General features: G+C 66.8%; 19 protein-coding genes and 2 pseudogenes. 9 read left to right on the top strand and 12 right to left on the bottom strand.

Annotated features, from left to right (window positions below; genetic code table 11):
• Positions 1–87 precede the first annotated feature (87 nt).
• Complete coding sequence (locus tag KF707C_RS09320; protein ID WP_004422208.1) at positions 88–996, top strand: urea transporter; 909 nt, start codon at positions 88–90, stop codon at positions 994–996.
• A 75-nt stretch (positions 997–1,071) separates the two neighbouring features.
• On the opposite strand, the gene KF707C_RS09315 is transcribed toward KF707C_RS09320, so the two are convergent.
• The 7 genes and pseudogenes from KF707C_RS09315 to KF707C_RS09290 all read right to left on the bottom strand — a co-directional run bounded on the left by KF707C_RS09315 (position 1,072) and on the right by KF707C_RS09290 (position 7,134).
• Positions 1,072–3,246 carry a FimV/HubP family polar landmark protein gene (locus KF707C_RS09315; protein ID WP_051050791.1) on the bottom strand — a complete coding sequence of 725 codons (2,175 nt, stop codon included), beginning with the start codon at positions 3,244–3,246 and terminating at the stop codon, positions 1,072–1,074.
• Between the two features lie 271 nt (positions 3,247–3,517).
• Positions 3,518–4,921 carry a DHA2 family efflux MFS transporter permease subunit gene (locus KF707C_RS09310; protein WP_004422204.1) on the bottom strand — a complete coding sequence of 468 codons (1,404 nt, stop codon included), beginning with the start codon at positions 4,919–4,921 and terminating at the stop codon, positions 3,518–3,520.
• Positions 4,921–5,355: a MarR family transcriptional regulator gene (locus KF707C_RS09305; RefSeq protein WP_036994102.1), complete on the bottom strand. Its 435-nt coding sequence runs from the start codon at positions 5,353–5,355 to the stop codon at positions 4,921–4,923. The genes KF707C_RS09310 and KF707C_RS09305 overlap by 1 nt, the downstream gene beginning before the upstream one ends.
• A gap of 100 nt (positions 5,356–5,455) precedes the next feature.
• Positions 5,456–5,674: pseudogene (locus KF707C_RS29585) on the bottom strand (ATP-binding protein); the annotation flags it as partial.
• A 64-nt stretch (positions 5,675–5,738) separates the two neighbouring features.
• Positions 5,739–5,864, bottom strand: a complete 126-nt coding sequence (locus KF707C_RS29915) for a hypothetical protein (protein ID WP_004422200.1) — start codon at positions 5,862–5,864, stop codon at positions 5,739–5,741.
• Positions 5,865–5,965: 101 nt separating this feature from the next.
• Positions 5,966–6,814, bottom strand: coding sequence for a type 1 glutamine amidotransferase domain-containing protein (locus KF707C_RS09295; RefSeq protein ID WP_004422198.1), 849 nt, complete (start codon positions 6,812–6,814; stop codon positions 5,966–5,968).
• Positions 6,815–6,828: 14 nt separating this feature from the next.
• Positions 6,829–7,134, bottom strand: coding sequence for a putative quinol monooxygenase (locus KF707C_RS09290; RefSeq protein WP_004422197.1), 306 nt, complete (start codon positions 7,132–7,134; stop codon positions 6,829–6,831).
• A gap of 93 nt (positions 7,135–7,227) precedes the next feature.
• On the opposite strand from KF707C_RS09290, the gene KF707C_RS09285 reads away from it, so the two are divergent.
• The 4 genes from KF707C_RS09285 (at position 7,228) to KF707C_RS09270 (ending at position 12,100) form a co-directional block, all read left to right on the top strand.
• Positions 7,228–8,163 carry a LysR family transcriptional regulator gene (locus tag KF707C_RS09285; RefSeq protein ID WP_004422195.1) on the top strand — a complete coding sequence of 312 codons (936 nt, stop codon included), beginning with the start codon at positions 7,228–7,230 and terminating at the stop codon, positions 8,161–8,163.
• A gap of 70 nt (positions 8,164–8,233) precedes the next feature.
• Positions 8,234–9,181 carry an alpha/beta fold hydrolase gene (locus KF707C_RS09280; protein ID WP_004422193.1) on the top strand — a complete coding sequence of 316 codons (948 nt, stop codon included), beginning with the start codon at positions 8,234–8,236 and terminating at the stop codon, positions 9,179–9,181.
• A gap of 118 nt (positions 9,182–9,299) precedes the next feature.
• Positions 9,300–11,168, top strand: a complete 1,869-nt coding sequence (locus KF707C_RS09275) for an ABCB family ABC transporter ATP-binding protein/permease (protein ID WP_004422191.1) — start codon at positions 9,300–9,302, stop codon at positions 11,166–11,168.
• A gap of 149 nt (positions 11,169–11,317) precedes the next feature.
• Complete coding sequence (locus tag KF707C_RS09270) at positions 11,318–12,100, top strand: alpha/beta hydrolase (protein WP_004422190.1); 783 nt, start codon at positions 11,318–11,320, stop codon at positions 12,098–12,100.
• Here KF707C_RS09270 and KF707C_RS09265 read toward each other — a convergent pair.
• The gene (locus KF707C_RS09265) at positions 12,075–12,389 is read right to left on the bottom strand and encodes a putative quinol monooxygenase (RefSeq protein WP_004422187.1); all 315 of its coding nucleotides are present in this window, start codon (positions 12,387–12,389) and stop codon (positions 12,075–12,077) included. The genes KF707C_RS09270 and KF707C_RS09265 overlap by 26 nt on opposite strands.
• A 160-nt stretch (positions 12,390–12,549) precedes the next feature.
• Between KF707C_RS09265 and KF707C_RS09260 the strand changes: the two genes are divergently transcribed.
• Together KF707C_RS09260 and KF707C_RS29910 are read left to right on the top strand one after the other, a co-directional pair.
• Positions 12,550–13,140, top strand: coding sequence for an NAD(P)H-dependent oxidoreductase (locus tag KF707C_RS09260; RefSeq protein ID WP_004422186.1), 591 nt, complete (start codon positions 12,550–12,552; stop codon positions 13,138–13,140).
• 163 nt (positions 13,141–13,303) lie between these two features.
• Positions 13,304–13,435, top strand: a complete 132-nt coding sequence (locus KF707C_RS29910) for a hypothetical protein (RefSeq protein ID WP_004422185.1) — start codon at positions 13,304–13,306, stop codon at positions 13,433–13,435.
• 154 nt (positions 13,436–13,589) lie between these two features.
• On the opposite strand, the gene KF707C_RS09255 is transcribed toward KF707C_RS29910, so the two are convergent.
• The 4 genes from KF707C_RS09255 to KF707C_RS09240 all read right to left on the bottom strand — a co-directional run bounded on the left by KF707C_RS09255 (position 13,590) and on the right by KF707C_RS09240 (position 17,692).
• Positions 13,590–14,801 carry a sodium/glutamate symporter gene (locus KF707C_RS09255; RefSeq protein ID WP_004422182.1) on the bottom strand — a complete coding sequence of 404 codons (1,212 nt, stop codon included), beginning with the start codon at positions 14,799–14,801 and terminating at the stop codon, positions 13,590–13,592.
• A gap of 46 nt (positions 14,802–14,847) precedes the next feature.
• Positions 14,848–15,783, bottom strand: coding sequence for a formimidoylglutamase (gene hutG / locus KF707C_RS09250; protein ID WP_036994227.1), 936 nt, complete (start codon positions 15,781–15,783; stop codon positions 14,848–14,850).
• A gap of 23 nt (positions 15,784–15,806) precedes the next feature.
• A complete protein-coding gene (locus tag KF707C_RS09245; RefSeq protein WP_004422178.1) occupies positions 15,807–16,535 on the bottom strand; it encodes an IclR family transcriptional regulator in 729 nt (242 codons plus the stop codon).
• Between the two features lie 398 nt (positions 16,536–16,933).
• Entirely contained in the window at positions 16,934–17,692 is a 759-nt protein-coding gene (locus KF707C_RS09240; RefSeq protein ID WP_004422176.1) for an SDR family NAD(P)-dependent oxidoreductase, read from the bottom strand.
• Between the two features lie 126 nt (positions 17,693–17,818).
• Here KF707C_RS09240 and KF707C_RS29025 point away from each other — a divergent pair.
• Positions 17,819–17,908, top strand: a pseudogene (locus KF707C_RS29025) (LysR family transcriptional regulator); the annotation flags it as partial.
• Positions 17,909–18,043: 135 nt separating this feature from the next.
• Entirely contained in the window at positions 18,044–19,177 is a 1,134-nt protein-coding gene (locus KF707C_RS09230; RefSeq protein WP_004422173.1) for a PilT/PilU family type 4a pilus ATPase, read from the top strand.
• Positions 19,178–19,197: the final 20 nt, after the last annotated feature.

Raw genomic sequence — 19,197 nt, 5'->3', positions numbered from 1 at the left:
CGACGCCGGGCGGACTCCTCAATATCCAGCTGGCCCTGGCCAGTGAATCGTCGCCCCCTTGCCGGGGCGTCACTTCTTGAAGCTGCCATGACTCGACTGCCCCTACGACCTGAAGTCCGTAGCTGGGCCTCGGCCCAGTTGAACGGGTTCAGCCAGATTTTCCTCCAGCGTCACCCCGGCTGTGGCGCCCTGATCCTGCTCGCCATCGCGGTGGGGGCGCCCAACCTGCTGGGCGGTGCTCTGCTGGGCGGTGCCGCGGCCTGGCTGACCGCCGTGCGCCGACGCTTCGCCGCGGAAGACATCGAGGCGGGGCTTTACGGCTACAACGGGGTGCTTCTGGGCCTGCTGCTCAGCCTGCGCTTCGAGCCGTCGCTCTACCTGGCCCTGCTGATCCTCTGTGCCGGTGGCCTTTCCAGCCTGGTGCTCCATCCCCTGCTCAAGGCCGTGCGCCAGCGCAACTGGCTGCCCGCCTATACCGCGCCCTTCGTCGGGCTGGGATGGCTGCTGCTGGCGCTGGGCGCCCCCCTGGAACTGACGCCCATCGCCACGCCGCCGCATCATTTCCAGCAAGACTGGCTGGAAACGGCCCTCGCGGTCATCCGCGGCATCGGCCAGGTGATCTTCCTCGACCGCCCCATCGCGGGTGCGCTGGTGCTGGCGGCGCTGTTCCTCGCCAGTTGGCGCGCGGGAGTCTGGGCGTTGCTGGGCTCGACCACCGCACTGGCGACCGCCTCGTGGCTGGGCCAACCCGCCGAGGCGGTGCTGGGCGGCCTGTTCGGCCTCAATGGCGCGCTGATCGCCCTGGCGCTGGGCCGGGATTTCCGTCGTCCCTGGTGCGTGCTCGTCGCCATCCCCCTGGGTGCCTGCCTGCAGCCCGGCTTCGCCGTCGTCGAATTACCCGCCATGACCGCACCCTTCATCCTGGCCTGCTGGCTGGTGCTGGCGACCAAGCGATGCCTCGGTCTGGCGAAGCCGGTGAGATCGCGGCCGCTGTAGTCCGAAGCGCCGTTGACGCTCCGAACAAACGAAGCCCGGACACAGGCCCGGGCTTTTTCATTGCCGCTTGTGAAGTCAGGCGATACGCGCCAGCAGGTCGCGAGCCTCCTGACGCTGCTGATCGTCACCGGCACTGATAACTTCATTGAGAATGCTGCAAGCCGCCTCGATATCGCCCTGCTCGATATAGCCAAGGGCCAGGTTGAGCTTGGTGAGGTTCTCCTGGCGAGCATCCAGTTCGTCGAGTTCCTCCAGACTGACCATGGGATCGGCGAACTCCAGCGTGAGCTCGTCGAGGCTCTCCGCCTGGGGCAGCTCCGGCAGTTCGCCGAAGGGGCTCAAGGTATCGGGGTCGAGCGTCAGCTCGAAGACCTCCGGCAGCTCCTGGAGGTTGGTCGGGAACGCGAGGTCCTCCTCCACTGTCGGGAACGCCTGGACCACGTTGGCCTTGCGCTTGGGCTCGGCGGTCTTGAAGGGACTGACCTGTTCCCAATCGGCATCCAGCGGGTAGCCGTCGAAGTCCGTCTGCGGCCTTTCGAAGGGCTCGCTGCCGGCGGCAGCCAGGCTCGGGGACGGCTCGTTGAGCACGAACGCCGGCTCGACGCTGGCACTGGCGGAATCGAGGTCGGCGAAGCGGGCACGAATCTCGGCCAGGCGCTGATCATCGGCCTGCAACTCGCGAAGGGCGGCCTCTTCAAGGTTGAAGGCCGCCGGGTCATGCAGTTCGCCCAAGACCTCCAGCAGGCGATAACGCAGGTCGAGACGCTGGGGTTCCCGAGCCACGGCCGGGCGCAGCACGCCCAAGGCTTCGCGCCAGCGGCCATAGGCGATGTAGATGTTGGCTGCCTCCATCGCGTCGGCATCGGCCTTGGCACCGGAAGTCGGGACCAGGTGCAGCGGCGCGACGACCTTGGCCTTGGCGGCGACCGGCTCCGCCCTCGCGGGCTCGACGACGGGCTTGGCTTCCTGATGACGGTGCTGGAAGGTGACCTTGGCTTTGCCGGTGGTCTGGGCTTCCACCAGTTCCTGCTCCTGGGCCTCACGACGGGAGCGGCGCAAGAGGACCCAATCCAGCAGGAAAAGCACCACGAGACCGGCCACCATGATGCCCCACCAAATGGGGCTGATTCCGGTACCGGAACCCTGGATCGGAGCGGCCTCCGCAGCCTGGGCGGCGGGAATCACGGCCGGTGCGACCACAGGTTGAGCTTGGTCCGCCCGGGCATCCACGGCGGGTACGGTGCCGAGTTCCTCCACCTGCGCCTGCAACTGGCTCATCTGCTGGTCACTGCCGCTCAACTGCCGCTGCATCACCTCGAGGCGGGCCTGGAGTTCAGCAACCTGCTGTCGCAACTGCGCCCGCTCGGCTTCGCTCTGGGCAAGCGTCGAATCGATCCGCTGCTGCGCCTGGGTCAGCTCATCCAGAGTCGGACCGGCTGTGGGGGCTTCAGCAGGCGAAGGCTCCGGCGCCTCGGCCGTCATGGCATCGGTATTCGAAGCTGGGGCAGGCTGAGCAGCCACCGCCTGTGTCGAATCGCCGTCCCACTGGGCGGCGTCAGGCAGCAGCAACCACTGCCCGGCATGGATACGATTTGGATCACCGCCCGGAAACGCCTCGGCATTCAGTGCTTGGATACCCTGGAGCATCTGCTGTTGGCTCATGGCGCTACCGATGCTGAGACGCTTGGCGATAGTCCACAGGCTATCGCCCCGGACAACCTGATAGCGCTTGCCATCGACGGCAGGCGGTAGCGGCAGCGCGGCGGCAGGCGCTGCAGTTTCAGCGCTCGGCTGGCCACGGGTCTGCTGGCTCCGGGCGACGACCGGTGCGGCGCTCGGAGCGTAGGCGGAAGAGCCCGGTGGGTCGAGGAGCAGGGTGTACTCGCGAAGCAGCTTGCCGTTGGGACGGGCCACTTCGACGATGAAGTTCAGGTAGGGCTCGATGACGGGCTTGCTGGATATCACCCGTATGCGGCTGGCGGAACCCCGGATCACCGGGCTGAAACGCAAGTCATTGAGGAAGATGAAGCGGTCGACGCCAGCTCGCTGGAAATCATCGACGGAGGCCAGGCTGACCTTGACCTCGCTGTCATCGAGGTCGCCGACCTCGAGCAGTTCGATCTCGGCATCCAGTGGCTGGTTGAGGGCGGAATGGAGGGTGATTTCACCGAGCCCCAGCGCTGGTACCAGGCCCGAATAGAACACCGAACCTGAAGCCAACGTAAGAAGGAGCTTGTGAACCCTTGCCATATGTCCTCCCCGGCCGAACGGACCCCCGTATCACGCCCCTGATGTCCCGCCCGGGCATCCTTGAAGCGACGTGGAATGCGCTGACCTCAACACTCAAATGATAGCGAGATGTGGCTCCTTATCCATCTCACTCGAACCTTCTGGAAGACGGGATTCCCACTCCCTGCCCGTCTAATGGCAGCTGGCCACAAGGCTGTTTCCTAGCTTACTCCACTATAGAAAAGATTTCGCGGGGGACTTGACAATATTTTTTATCGTGCCTTTTGCACGCTCAAGACCTGACGGAGCGGACGCCCCGGGCGGGAACGACCGCCAGCACGAATAGGAGCGCCACGAGCCAGAAGCATTGCTCGAAGGCCAGGGCATCGGCTGCGGCGCCGCCGCCTGCAGCACTATGGCGCCACTCCAGGAAGTAGGTCAGCAGGTTGACGCCGAACGCACCCCCCAACTGCCGCACGAAAGTGATGGCGCCGGCCCCGAGTGCCAGCTCCTCGGCCTCGAGCACATCGAGCGCCCCGGTGCTCATCGCAGGCAATAGCAGTCCGAGCCCGACACGCCCGAGACAGGCCCAGGCACAGAGCACCAGGAAGGACGAGCCCTCCCCCGCCAGCCCCAGCGCCGCCGAGGAGACAGCGAACACCAGCAAGCCGAAAACCAGCATGGACGCTGCCGACAGACGGTCGCTCGCCCAGCCACCGAGGAAGGAAGCCAGCCCCAGGACGATGCCGGTCGGCAGCAACAGCAGCCCCGCCTGCCCCGCGCTGTACCCCTCGACCGTCTGCAGGAACAGCGGAATCAGGTAGGTGGACCCGTAAAGCCCCAACCCGAGTACCAGGGCCACCCAGCTCGCCTTGCGAAAGGCCTTGTGCCGCCAGAGCTGCAGGGGCAGCAAGGGACGAGGACGCGAGCGGCTGCGACGCAGGAATGCCACCGTACATGCCAACCCGAGCGCTCCAGGCAGCCAGGCGGAGGGCGCCTGCCACCCAAAGCGCTGGGCCTCGGCCAAAGCACCCAGAAGGGCGAACAAGGCGACGCAAAGCAGGGCGAAGGCCGGCAGGTCGACACCCGGGGTCTCGCGATCTCGGTGGCTCGGCATCAGCCACTGCGCCCCCAGCAATGCCATGAGGCAGAGGGGCAAGGGCAGCCAGAAGACCGCGCCCCACCCGAAATGGTCGATCAGGTAACCACCGACGGTGGGACCCAGGGTGGGGGCGACCATGATGCCAAGACCATAAAGGCCCAGCGCCATGCCCCTTCCACCCTCGGAATAGACTCGGAAGATCAGGACCATCGCCAGGGGCTGGATGATGCCGGCGCAGGCGCCCATGACGATCCGCAGGGCGATCAGCTGCCAGGCGTGCGTCGCCACCAGGGCCAGGACGGACGCCAGGCAGAACAACCCCAGACCGTACTGCACGGTGCGCCGCGCCCCGAGGCGAGCCTGGCACCAGGCCGCCAGCAGGAGGCCCGCAGTCATGGATGCGAGGAAGCCAGTGGACAGCCATTGCGCCAGCGGCCGGCCAATGGCGAAATCCGCCATGATCGCCGGCAGCGCGACGTTGATACTGGTTGAAGCGAGGATCATCGCCATGCTGCCGAGCATGAGCAGACCGAGCAGCCATTGTGGATAGCGGGCACCGAAGCGCGCGTGCAGCGCCTCCAGATCCTCGCCCATCAGAGCCGGTCCAGGTTGGCCAGTATCCGCGCGTGAATCTGCTGGCAGTGACGAAGCTCCTCGTCATCGATGCCAGCGAACAGCTCCTGGCGCAACTGACTGGAAATGGCTTCGATCCGCTCGATCAAGGGCCGTGCCGGCGGACAGAGGGCAATCTTCTTGGCGCGACGGTCTTCCGCTACCGCCATTCGCTGGATCAGGCCCTGGGCTTCCAGGCTGTCCAGCAGACGGGCGAGCGTCGGGCCTTCCACACCGACGCTCTTGGCCAGCTCACGCTGCGTAGGCAGCTCCTGGAAACGGGACAGGTGCAACAGCACCAGCCAACGAGCCTGGGACAGGCCCATGCCGGCCAGGCGACGGTCAAGCTCAGCGCGCCAGGCACGCGACATCTGCGCGAGCTGCATGGCAAAACGGTGTTGATCGGGATAGGACATCGAAATTGACTCGGACTTCTTATACTAATAATTAGTCAGCTAACCATAGCCCGAAGCCCCGGACAAGCCCCCCCTTCCCACACCGTCGCGCAGGATTCCGCTTGACGAAGCGTCCATCGTCATGGGCAGCCAGGGCGTAGGCCAGCCAGGTTTTACCAACGCCGGTGGCGCAACCGATGATCAGGTTGAGGCCATCGCGCAGTCATTGGCCACTGCTCGGCAGGAGGATCAGCGCCCTGCCCAGTTCGCGCGAGCTGTGGTAGTCGACGTCCGCGAGGCAAGCGTTTTGGCGCAGTTTGGCCTGACGCAGGCTGCTGCTTCATCAACGGGTAGGACACCGAGTAGTGATGCCCATCAACCGCGGTGTGGCAGTCGATATGCACTCACACCCAGTCGGGCAGTAGCCGCTGCTCGCTGGGCACCACCGCAGACGGTGGAAACAGCTGGCGTTCCAACTGGACGTTGGACAACCCACGGGGCCAACTGAGACCGCTGGCGGAGAAACGCACCCTAGGATCCTGCGAGAGCCCGACGCACAGGGTGCCGTTACCCGAAGGGCAACGCACCGCTGCACCGCCGGAACTGCGAGCCGATGTCCCAGGCCCCGCGTTCACTCGGACCGGGTGGCGCCCAGTTTCTCGACCAGGGCCTTGGCCAGGGCATGGTCGGAGAAGGGGTTCTGGCCGGTGATCAACTCACGGTCCACCACCACATTAGGGGACCATTCCTTGCTGTAGCTCATCTCGCCGCCCGCGCCGGCCATGGCCTTGGCCGGGTAGAAGAGGACGCGGTCGCCGTTGAGGGAACCTTCGAAGACGCGCTCCTCCGGGTCGGAGAAGATGGTCATGCGATAGCCCTCGTACAGCCAGTTGTCGGCGGCCGGCCTGGCGCCACGGGCCAGGGCCGCCTGGTAGCCCTGGGGGTCGTCCTGGGCCGAGAGCAGCGCGATGGGACCGTGGCAGATCGCCGCCGTGGGCTTGCCGGCCTGATGGAAGTGGCGCAGCAGTTGCCCCACCTCGGGGTTCTTCGCCAGGTCGATCAGCGGCGCGTGGCCGCCGGGGATCAGCAGACCGGCGTAGCGGTCGAGGTCGCCGGCCAGCACCTCCTTGAGCGCGAGGGTGTCGTCGATGCCCGGCAGCCCCGCCACCAGCTGCTGGATGCGTTTCATCTCCGCCTCATCGCCGCCGAAATACTGCGGGTCGATGGAGCGAAGGTCGACGCTGGGCGCGTTGCCCCTGGGCGTCACCAGCACCAGCCGGTAGCCGGCCTTGAGCAGGTGGTCCGCCGGTACGCCGAACTCGTTCAGGTAGTAGCCGGTGGGGTAGTGCTTGCCGTCGGCCAGGGCGAGCTGGTTTTCGCTGGACAGCAGCACCAGCACCTCACCCTTGGGGGCTGCGGTGGCGGCGCCGGCGAACAGTGAGCCGGCGAGGGCCAGCGCCAGGGTAGTCGTCTTGCTCATGGGTTCACTCCTGATCAATTGAAGGGGGCCAGGTCCAGCGGACGGGACTGTCGTACTTCCGTAGGCGCGGCCAGCAAGCTGCCGGCGGCAGCGCGGAACGCCAGGTAGTGGGCGCTCTGCCGATGGGCCTCGACCGCCGCCTCGTCGACGTAGAGCTCGAACAGGTCGAAGGCCGCGGTTTCGGCGTCACGGGTGAAGAGGTCGTAGCGCAGGTTGCCGGGCTCGCGGCGGGAGAGCTGCGCCAGCTCACGCAGGGCGCGCTCGGTGGCGTCGCGGTGTTCCGGCAGGGGGTGCACGGTGGCAAAGAGGGCGATGGTCATCGGGGGCTCCGGTGGGTCCTGGGTGTGGTCGCCATCCTAGGCAAGGCGTTAGCATTCGATAATTCGAAAGCTCTTATTTCTGGCATTCAAAATATGAATATCGCCAACAAGGACCTGAACCTGCTGCTGGTCTTCCAGGTGCTCTACCAGGAACGCAACGCCACCCTGGCCGCCGAGCGCATGGCCCTCAGCCAGCCGGCCCTGAGCCACAAGCTGAACAAGCTGCGGCACCAGTTCGGCGACCCGCTGTTCGTCCGCGCCCCACGGGGACTGACGCCCACGCCGAGGGCCCACGAGCTGGCGCCGCGGGTGCAGGCGCTGGTAGGCGAACTCGAAGCCTTCTACGAGCTGTGCGACGGCCGAGACTTCCTCCAGCGCAGCGCGCGGATTCACCTCTACAGCACCGACTACCTGGAGCAGACCCTGCTGCCCCGGCTGCTGCCGATCCTCCGCAGCCAGGCGCCGAACCTGGTGCTGATCACCCACAACACCCGGGGTCAGTTACCACGGGAGGAACTGGAGAAAGGCACCTGCGACCTGGCCATCGCCGGCTTCTACAACGACCTGCCGGAGACCTTCCACCAGCAGCGCCTGCTCAGCGAGGACTTCGTAGTCCTGGCCTCGCGGGACAACCCGCACCTCGCGGGCGGGCTGGACCTGGAGGCCTTCCTCGCCTGCGAGCACCTGCTCACCACCCTCACCGGCGACCTCGACGGCCTGGTGGATCGCGCCCTGCAGGCACGCGGCCTGCAACGCCGCATCGCCGCCGGGCTGTCCAGCTTCATCGCGCCGACGCGGCTGGTGCGCGGCACCGACCTGCTGCTCACCTGCCTGCGTTCCCTGGCCGAGGAGGCCGTGGCGCGGGACCCCGAGCTGCGCCTGCACCCGCTGCCGCTGGCGGTGCAACGCGTGGAGGTGATGCAGATCTGGCATGCGCGCACCCACGACGACGGTCTGCGCCGCTGGTTCCGCCAACAGGTGCAGCAGGTCGCGGGCACCCTCGGGCAGCCCATCCATTCCACGTCATAGCCCCCGCGAATGGTGCTGGGCGCACACCAGCAGGCTTGCTAGCGTCGGCGGCATTTCCCAGGAGCGCACCATGGAACAGCACCTGCTGCCGCTGAACGGCATTCACCTGAACATCCATGTGGCCGGCCCCGAAACGGGGCGTCCGGTCTGGCTGCTGCACGGCTTTCCCGAGTGCTGGCACTCCTGGCGCGAGCAGATCCCGGTGCTGGTGGCGGCCGGCTACCGGGTCTTCGTCCCCGAGATGCGCGGCTACGGCGCCAGCTCCGCGCCGGCGGCGGTGGAGGACTACCGGTTGCTGGCCCTGTGCGGCGACATCCAGACCGCACTGGATGCCTTCGGCCATGAGCGCACCTGCGTGGTGGGTCATGACTGGGGCGCCGTGGTGGCCTGGCACCTGGCGCTGCTGGAGCCGGTCCGCATCCAGGCGCTGGCCACGCTGTCGGTGCCCTTCGCCGGCCGCCCCCGGCGCCCGGCCATCGAGATCCTGCGCAAGGTCCACGCCGGGCACTTCAACTACATCCTCTACTTCCAGGAGCCCGGCGTCGCCGAGCGGGAGCTGGACGCCGACATCGACCGCACCCTGCTGGCCTTCATGCAGGGCGGGAATGCCGACGCCCTGTTCCTAGCGCCGCGCCCGGCCGACTCGCGCCTGCTGGACGGCCTGCCGGCAGCGACGCTGCCGGATTGGTGTTCGCCGGAGGACTTCGCCCAGTACCGCAAGGCCTTCGCCGGCCGGGGCTTTCGCGGCGCCCTGAACTGGTACCGCAACTTCGAGCGCAACTGGCAGGACACCGAAGCCCTGGCCGGACGCAAGGTGGAGCAACCGACGCTGTTCATCATCGGCGCCCGCGACCCGGTGGCGACCCTGGAGGCCTTCACCCTGGAGCGCATGCCCCTGCAGGTGCCGGACCTGCGCCTGCACCGGCTGGAAGACGCCGGGCACTGGCTGCAGAGCGAAAAGGCCGAGACGGTGAATGCGCTGTTGCTGGACTTCCTCGGCCAGACCTACCCGGCCTGAGATCCGCCTCCCCGGCCCCATCGACCCCATCGATGGGCCGAATCAGCCAGGACAGTTCGCACCCACCCGGCCGCTGGAGTAAGGTCGCCCCATCTCGACGACACAAGGCAGGTGGGCGATGGCAGCCCTCGACAAACAGACCCCGACGCCGCAGGCGAACGCCGGCGGCACGCACGAAGGCGCCGCCCCGGTGGCGCGCAAGGCCGGCTCCCGAGGCGACGCCGCGGTGATCGCCACCCTCCTCCCCTATCTCCGCCCTTACACCGGGCGCATCGCCCTGGCCCTGGGGCTGATCCTCGCGGCCAAGCTGGCCAACCTCTACGTCCCCATCGCCCTCAAGCAGATCGTCGACCAGCTCAATGTCGCCCCCAGCCTGGTGGTGCTGCCGGCCGGCCTGCTGCTGGCCTATGGCACCGCGCGCATCGGCGTGACGCTGTTCACCGAGCTGCGCCAGGTGGTGTTCGCCCGGGTGATGGCGCGAGCCTCGCGACAGATCACCCTCAAGGTGTTCCAGCACCTCCACGGACTCAGCCTGAAGTTCCACCTTGGCCGTCGCACGGGCGGCGTGGCGCGTGACGTGGAGCGCGGCGGCAGCGCCATCTCCGACCTGCTGGACTGGACGCTCTACACCATAGTCCCGACCCTGCTGGAGGTGATCCTGGTCACCGCCGTGCTGGTCTGGGCCTATGACTGGGGCTTCGCCTTCATCACCCTCGCCACCCTGGTGGCCTACGGCCTCTGGACGGTGGCGGTGACCGAATGGCGCACCCGCTACTACCGCGCCGCGGTGGAGGCCGACACCCGCGCCAACGAGCGGGCGGTGGACTCGCTGCTCAACTACGAGACGGTGAAGTACTTCAACAACGAGGCCCACGAGGCGGCGCGCTACGACGAGAACCTGCGCCACCTGGAGAACGCCAAGGTCAAGGCGACCAAGTCCCTGGCCCTGCTCAACCTGGGCCAGACCGCCATCGTCGCCCTGGGCGTGACCGCCATGATGTGGCGCGCCGCCGCCGGCGTGGTGGCCGGCGAGCTGACCATCGGCGACCTGGTGCTGGTGAACACCTACCTGCTGCAGCTCTCGGCGCCGCTGTTCATGCTGGGCATGATGTACCGCGAGGTGAAGCAGTCGCTGACCAACATGGAGCGGCTGTTCGGCCTCCTGGACGAACGCCAGGACGTGCGCGACGCCGAGGGCGCCGTGCCCCTGCAGGCGACCCGACCCAGGGTGCGCTTCGAGCAGGTGCACTTCGGCTACGACCCGAGGCGGGAGATTCTCCACGGCGTGGACTTCGAGATACCGCCAGGCGGCACGGTGGCCGTGGTGGGACATTCGGGCTCGGGCAAGTCCACCCTCGCCCGCCTGCTCTACCGTTTCTACGACATCGACGGCGGCCATATCCGTATCGACGGCCACGACCTGCGCGAGCTGACCCAATCGTCGCTGCGTGGGGCCATCGGCATCGTTCCCCAGGACACGGTGCTGTTCAACGACAGCATCTACTACAACATCAGCTACGGCCGACCGGATGCCAGCCGCGAAGAGGTGGAAGCGGCCGCCCGTGCCGCCCATATCCACGACTTCATCCTGCGCCTGCCCGACGGCTACGAGACCCAGGTGGGCGAGCGCGGGCTCAAGCTCTCGGGCGGGGAGAAACAACGGGTCGCCATCGCCCGCGCCCTGCTGAAGAACCCGGCGATCCTGATCTTCGACGAAGCCACCTCGGCCCTGGACTCCAAGTCGGAGAAAGCCATCCAGACCGCCCTCGACCGCATCCAGGAGGGCCGCACCACCCTGGTGATCGCCCACCGCCTGTCGACGGTGATGGACGCCGACCAGATCCTGGTGCTGGACGCCGGCCGGGTGATCGAGAAAGGCACCCACCGGGAGCTCCTGGAGGCTGGCGGCACCTATGCGCAGATGTGGACGCTGCAGCAGCAGGAACCGGACGTGCAAGGCTCGCCATTGCCGGTCGCACCGACCTGACCGCCATCGGGTGGAGATCCGCCACGCGGGTTTCCACCCCGCCCCCCATGTTCCAGCAGGTCCAGGCGTCTATGGTTAGGGAAGTCGACTGAACACCGGGAGACCAGGGTGCACCCCCGCCACCTCGCCGCCGCCCCCGCTTCGGCACCATGCGCCGCCTGATGCACCTGCTCCTGCTGGCCGCCGGGCTCTGGCTGCTGATGGCGCTGCTGCTGTTCGTCTTCCAGCGTTCGCTGCTCTATTTTCCCCAACCCCGCACCCTGGGCGGCGTGGAGCAGGTGATGCTGCTGCCCCTGACCGACGCCCGGGTGACGGTCACGGTCAGGCCGGTGTCCGGGCCACGGGCGCTGATCTACTTCGGCGGCAATGCCGAGGACGTATCCCGCAGCCTGCCGGACTTCGCCGAGGCCTTTCCCGACCATGCGCTCTACCTGCTGCACTACCGGGGTTTCGGCGACAGCGGCGGCGAACCCACCGAGGCGAATATCCAGCGTGACGCCCTGGCGCTGTTCGACAAGGTCCACGCCCTGCATCGCGACGTGGCGGTGGTGGGCCGCAGCCTGGGCAGCGGCGTGGCGCTGTACCTGGCCAGCCGGCGCCCGGTATCGCGCCTGGTGCTGGTGACGCCCTATGACAGCATCCTCGACCTGGCCCGCCGCAGCTTCCCCCTCTTCCCGGTGAGCTGGATGCTTCGCGACCGCTACGAGTCCTGGCGCTACGCCCCGGCAATCGAGGTGCCCACGCTGCTGCTGGTGGCCGGGCGCGACGAGGTGATTCCCCGCTGGAGCAGCGATCGGCTTCTGGGACGCTTTCGCCCAGGCGTGGCGCGCGAGGTGGTGATTCCCAGGGCCGGCCATAACGATATCGGGGCCTTTCCCGAGTATCTGCGGCTGATCCGCGACGCCCTCAGCCCTGCGCCCTGGACGGACTGAGCATCTCGATCTCGCGGATCTCGAAGTCGCGGCGCAGGTACTCCATGCGCTCCTCGTGGAAGCGGCGCATATGCGGCAGGTTGCTGTGGACCTCCAGGTGGGCGCGGCTCTGCCAGACCTCGTAGAAGATGAACAGGGTCGGGTCCCGGGCGTCCCGCAGCATGTGGTACTCGATGCAGCCGGGCTCGGCGCGGCTGGGTTCGACATAGGCGCGAAACAGTGCCTCGAAGGCATCGGCCTTCTCCGGGCGGGTGTGGGCGTGGAGGATGAAACCGTAGGGATGGGACATGACGCGAGGCTCATGGCAAGGGATGACCCCGCAAATTTAACGCAATGAATCGCGAAAATTCGTGATTTTTCGGCAAGTATCATTTGCTGGCCGCCTGGTTTTTCCGCCGGGTGTGCGCCGCTAACCTGCGCCGCATCCAACTTGCGGAGGCATCCCAGCCATGAAGAAGATCCTGTTGCTCAACGGCGGCAAGCAGTTCGCCCATTCCAACGGCCAGTACAACGACACCCTGCATGACGCCGCCCTGGCCTACCTCGATCGCGCCGGCTTCGACCTGAAGGAAACCCGCATCGACGCGGGCTACGACGCCGATGAAGAAGTGCGGAAGATCCTCTGGGCCGATGGGGTGATCTACCAGATGCCCGGCTGGTGGATGGGCGCGCCCTGGACCGTGAAGCGCTACCTGGACGAAGTCTTCACCGCCGGCCATGGCAGCCTCTACGCCAACGACGGGCGCACCCGCTCCGACGCTTCGCAGAAGTACGGCAGCGGTGGCCTGATCCAGGGCAAGCGGTACATGCTCTCGCTGACCTGGAACGCCCCCCGGCAGGCGTTCGAGGACCCCAGCGATTTCTTCGAGGGCAAGGGGGTGGACGCGGTGTACTTCCCCTTCCACAAGGCCAATCAGTTCCTCGGCATGAGTGCCCTGCCCAGCTTCCTCTGCGTGGACGTGATGAAGCGCCCGAACATCGAGGCCGATGTGAAACGCTATGAAGCGCACCTCGCCCAAGTGTTCGGCATCACGGCCTGACGACCGCAAGGCGCGTCGCCGTGCGATGCGCCACGGCGGGGCTATGCTTGATGCATCGACCCGGTGAAGCAGCGGGCCTTCGGGCTCAGGAGGTGGTGATGGCCAATGAGCGCTCCAGGGCAAGGACGCGTTGATCCATCCACTTTCCGCGGAGGTCGTCGCCATGAGCAAAGGTCTTGAATCCAAACGCGAGGCGAAGAAGAAACCCCAGAAGACCATGCTGGAAAAACGCATGGCCAAGCGCGCCCGGAAATCCGGCGGGACGCTGCTGGGCAGCCACGCCGCCAACCCCTGAGGGGACCTGAATGAAAACGCCCTCCATATGGAGGGCGTTTTCATTGGGTCCCGGCTCATGCGTAGGAGCCGGCTTGCCGGCGAACGACGCGGCCTGGCCCATTCACCGGGAGGGTTCCCTCTTTCGTGATCCGGCCAGGTGCGACGGCTGGTCGTCAGTTGCCGAAGGCGTTGATGAACCAGGTGATGGCCGGCAGCGCCACGATGTCGATCAGCACGGCACCGCACAGCGGCACGATGATGAACGCCTTGTAGGAGAACACCTTGTAGTGCTCGCAAACCGCTCCCATGTTGGCGACCGCGTTGGGGGTTGCGCCGAGTCCGTGCCCCATGAAACCGGAACAGAGGACCGCCGCGTCGTAATCCCCACCCAGCAGGCGGAACAGCACGAAAACCGTCAGCAGCAGCATGACCACGACCTGGATGACCAGCACCGCGAGCAGGGGCAGGCCCAGTTGCTCGAGCTCCCAGAACTTCAGGCTCATCATCACCATGGTCAGGAACACGCCGAGGCAGACGTCGCCGAGGGTGCCGATGGCGTTGTCCGGCAGCTCCAGCCAGCGAGTACGGTCGTTGACGTTGCGCAGGATGATGGCCACGAACATCGCCCCGACATAGCTGGGGAGAACGACGCCGAGCGAGTCGCCCAGGACATTGCCGAGCCAGAAACCCAACACCATGATCACCAGGATGCAGGTCAGCAGCCGCAGAAAAGTGGCGCTGTCGAGCGTCCCGAGATGGCCCTTGCCGGCCTTCTCCAGGGCCGCCATGGAGCCGACCTCGCCGGACTCGATGCGCAACCTGCGGCGCTCGATCAGCCAGCGGGCCACCGGCGTGCCCAGCAACCCGCCCGCGACCATGCCGAAGGTGGCCGAAGCGATGGCCGCCGTGGTGGCGCCCTGGGCGCCAAGCGCCTCGGCGACCGGACCGAACGCGGCCGCGGCTCCGAAGCCACCCTCCAGGGAAACCGCGCCCGCCATGATCCCCAGCAGCGGGTCGAGTCCGAAGGCCTGGGCGGCACCGACACCGATCAGGTTCTGCAGAATCGCCAACGCCCAGCAGGCACCGAGGTAGATGAACAGTGTCGTGCCGCCGTGACGCAACAGACCGAGGCTCCCGCCGAGGCCCACGGTGGTGAAGAAGGCCACCATCAAGGGGGTCTGCAGGGCGGTGTCCAGTTTCAGGTCCAGCACCTGCAGATCACGCAGCAGCCAGACCAGCAGGGCGAAGCTGAAACCGGCGATGACCGGTGCCGGCACGCAGAGCAAGGTCAGCCAACGGCTTCGCTTCTTCCATAACGCACCACCGGCCAGCAGCAACAGCGCCAGCGCCGTGGTGGTCAGGGCGTCAAGTTCCAGGGTCAACATGGGTTCAAGGCTCTCTTATTGGGATTGTTGATGAGAAGCGTGCCCGTCAGGCGAGCAAGGCATGGATGAGGCGAGCGCCGCTGCGTGCGGTCAGGCCGTCACAGTCGAGGCGCGGGTTGAGCTCTGCGACGTCGGCGAGGCGCAGCTTGCCGCTTGCCGCGGCTCGCCGAACCAAGCGCTCCACCAGGGGTAAGGCCACGCCATGGGTGGCGGGCGCACTGACCCCCGGTGCCTGGCCGGCCGGCAACACATCGAGGCACAGGGTCAGGTAGAGGTGATCGACCTCCGCCAGCATCCGGTCGAGCAGCGCCTCGGCTTCCGCCGGGTCCTCGCTGACCTGGTGGTCCAGGCGATAGCGCACCTGCAGCCGATCAGCGGCGGCGAACAGCGCGGCAGTGTTGTTCGGCCGGCTTACCCCCAGGCAGCAGTAGTGAAAAGGCATCCCTTGCCGCTCGCAAAGCTCGGCGATCTGGCGGAACGGCGTGCCTGAACTGGGCCGCTCGGCATGCCGCAGATCGAGGTGTGCATCGAGGTTGAGAATCCCGATACGCGGCGTTTCGCAGTGCCGCCGCAGGTGCTGGAACAAGCCACTGAAACTGGCGAACGCGATTTCATGGCCGCCACCCAGGCCGATGGGCAGATGCCCCTCGTCGAGCAGGCGCGCCAGACGCGCGGCAAAGGTTTCCTGAGCGGTTTCCAACTGTTCGTCGGCGCATACGACATCACCCGCGTCATGCAGATACCCGTCGCCGTGCCAGGCGAGATTGGCCAATGCCCGGCGCAGGGCCCCGGGCCCAAGCGCCGCGCCGGTGCGCCCCTGGTTGCGGCGCACGCCCTCATCGCAGGCGAATCCCACCAGCGCCACTCCCGCCGGAGCGTCGGGCGCCAGGGGACGCACCCACTGGTGCCAGCGACGGGCACGCTCGCCCTCGCCGGTGTCCACCCTGCCCTGCCAGGCGCTCATATCGATCTGTTCGGTCATCTTCACGTCCATCGGTTGAAAGGTCAGCCCAGTCGTGCGCTGATCCGCCCCGCGCATTCGCGGGTCCAGCGCACCAGCCAGTCGGCGCGTGCCTGTACCCGTAGCGCCGGCGCCATCAGGCTGATCGCACCCTGGAGGCGCCCCTTGCCGTCCACCACCGGGGCACTGACACCCCAGACGCCATCATCGATCTCGCCCAGGCTGACGGCGTGGCCCTGCTGGCGTACCTGGCGCAGTTCGGCCTCCAGGTCCTCCAGGTCTCGCCCTTCCACCCCCTGTCGAACCAGCAGTGACCGGCACTCGTCCTCGGACATGAAGGCGAGCAATGTCTTGGCCGAGGCGCCACGCAGCAGCGGCTGGGCCAGTCCTTTCTGGTAGCAGCAGCGCAACGGCTGGGGGCTGTCGATCAGTTCGATACAGATCACCTGGCCATTGCCCGGCACCATCAGTGCCACGCTTTCCAGGCTCAGTTCGGCCAGTCGGCGAAGCTCCGGCTTGGCCAGCGTCACCAGCAGCCCTTCCCGGTCGAACTTCTTCGCCAGTTGCAGGCAGGTCGGTCCGGGGAGGTAGCGGCCGGTTCCCGCCTGTTCCTCAGCCAGCCCCCAGCGCAGCAGCGTCTTCAGGTGGCGGTAGGTGCTGCTGAGGGGCTGCCCGAGATTTAAGGACAGTTCCTTGGCCGAGACCGGGTCAGGTGCCTGGCCCAGCGCAACGAGAATCTGCAGCAGTCGGTCGGTGGGGTTGGTGTAGGTCATGGCGTCTCCTGGGGCGGCATCCTGAGAGCATTTTCTCGATGCGCGAAACGTCATTCCCACCCAGCGAGAAAAATCCTGCAATCAGGGCATGATCAGTGGCGCCGTGAATAACCAAGGGCGCAGTGCCCCGCGGCGCCAGTGCGACCCGGGGCCGGAAGCAACGCAGGGATGTGGCCGGGTCCTCTCGCGAGCGAGCGCCTACAGGCACATCCCGAGCCCGCCGCAACGGGGCCCTGGTACAGCCGTAGGAGCCGGCTTGCCGGCGAAAGACGCGCCTGATCCATTCGCGAGGGAACACCTACAGGAACATCCCGAGCCCGACTCAATGGGGCCCTGGCGCCCGTGTAGGAGCCGGCTTGCCGGCGAAAGACGCGGCCTGATCCATTCGTGAGGGATGCCTACAGGAACATCCCGCCCGAAGCCTCCACCCGCTGGCCGTTGATCCAGCGGCCAGCGTCCGACAGCAGCATGGCCACCGCCGCGCCGATGTCCTCCGGCAGCCCCGCGCGCCCCAGGGCGGTGTTGGCGGCGATGAAGGCGTTCACCTCGGCGTTGTCCCTCACTACGCCACCGCCGAAGTCGGTCTCGATGGCCCCGGGAGCCAGGACGTTCACCGTAATCCCACGGGCGCCCAGTTCCTTGGCCTGGTAGCGGGTCAGCACCTCGATACCGCCTTTCATCGCCGCATAGGCGGCGTATCCCGGCAAGGCGAAGCGGGTGAGGCCGGTGGAGATGTTGAGGATGCGGCCGCCATCGGCGATCAGCGGCAGGAGTTTCTGGGTCAGGAAGAACGGTCCCTTGAGCTGGACCTTCACCAACTGGTCGAACTGCTCCTCGGTGGTCTCTTCGAACGCGGCATGGATGCCGATGCCGGCGTTGTTCACCAGGAAATCGAAGCTGTCCCGACCGAACTCGTTCTTCAACAGGCGCCCCAGGCTGGCGGCGAAGTCATCGAAGGTGGCGCTGCGGCTGACGTCCAGTTGCAGCATGGCGGCGTGGCCGCCCAGGTCCATGATCTCGCGGCTGAGGGATTCGGCGTCCTCCAGCTTGCTGTGGTAGGTGCCAATGATGTCGATGCCCTGGGCGGCCAGGTGCTGCGCCATGCTCTTGCCAAGGCCACGGCTGGCGCCGGTGATGAGTGCGATCTTGCGGGTCATTGTGAAGCTCCTCCAGTTAGTGGGGCGTGGCGGGAAGCGAATTGTCCGGATGTTCCCGGATAAATATTCTCGAACCCTAAGCACTGATCGGCCGTGCCGGACAATCCACAGGGAGGCGCCTCACGGATGAACAAGCCGGATCTACTGAGAACCTTTGTCGGTGTCAGCGAGCTGTCAAGTTTCACCCAGGCTGCCGACAGCCTCGGCCTGCCCCGACGGGTGCGGGTATTCATGGACTGGCTGGAGGCGCTGATCGAGCGGGAAGTGCGATGGCCGCTGGCGGGTTGACGGGCGTCATGCCCTTCCGGGCGAATGCCCTGCTAGGCTTGCCGGCAACCATTAGGAGCCATGATGAACGACACCACGCCCCCGCCTTCCCGCGACGTTTTCCCCCTGCTCCAGCTGCTTTACGACAAGGGCGGCTCGGACCTCTTCCTCAGCGTCGGCGCCCCGCCCCATATCAAGGTGGAAGGGCGCAGCGTGCCGGTGGGCGACCAGCCGCTGAAGTCCGGCGAGGTGCAACTGATGGCCTACCAGTTGATGACCCAGAAGCAGGTGGCCGAGTTCGAGCGGGAGCTGGAGATGAACCTCGCCGTGAGCATCCAGCGAAGCGGTCGCTTCCGGGTCAACCTCTACTACCAGCGGGGCGAGGTCTCCATGGTGGTGCGGCTGATCAAGAGCGAGATTCCCGGCATCGAGGCCCTCGGCCTGCCGGTGCTGCTGGAGAAGCTCGTCTTGCAGGACCGTGGCCTGATCCTGGTGATCGGCGCGGCGGGCTCCGGCAAGTCCACCACGCTGGCGGCGATGCTGGACTACCGCAACCGTCACCGAGACGGCCACATCGTCTGCATCGAGGACCCCATCGAGTTCCTCCACGCCCATCAGCGCTCGATCATCGACCAGCGCGAGGTGGGCCTGGACACCCACAGCTTCTCGGACGCCCTGCGCAACGTGCTGCGGGAGGCGCCGGACGTGATCATGCTGGGGGAAATCCGCGACCTGGACACCATGCAGCACGCCATGCACTACGCCGAGACCGGCCACCTGGTGCTCGCCACCCTGCATGGCACCAGCAGCAGCCACGCCATCGAGCGGATCGCGCGTTTCTTCCCGGACGAAGCCCGGCGCCAGGTGCTGGCCGACCTGTCCCAGAACCTGCTGGCGATGGTGGGCCAGCGCCTGGTTCCGGGCGTTTCCCAGAAGCGCGTGGCGGCGGTGGAGCTGATGCTGGGCACGCCCTATATCCGCGACCTGATCCTGCGGGACCAGCTGGACGAGCTGAAGTCGGCCACCGAACGCGCCCTGGAGCAAGGCATGCAGACCTTCGACCAGCACCTTTACCGGCTGATCGAGGACGGTCGAATTTCCCTGGCCGATGCGCTGAAGTTCGCGGACTCGCGCACGGACCTCGGCTTGCGCATCAAGCTGGAGCGGGGCTTCAGCAGCACGGATTCCGAACTCAAGGTGATGCGCGACAGCCAGTGACCCTCGATCGAGGCAGGTGC

It is taken from the genome of Pseudomonas furukawaii (assembly GCF_002355475.1).
Taxonomy (GTDB): domain Bacteria; phylum Pseudomonadota; class Gammaproteobacteria; order Pseudomonadales; family Pseudomonadaceae; genus Metapseudomonas; species Metapseudomonas furukawaii.
Note: the sequence above shows the minus strand (reverse complement) of the source record. Positions and strands in the feature narration are given on the sequence as shown.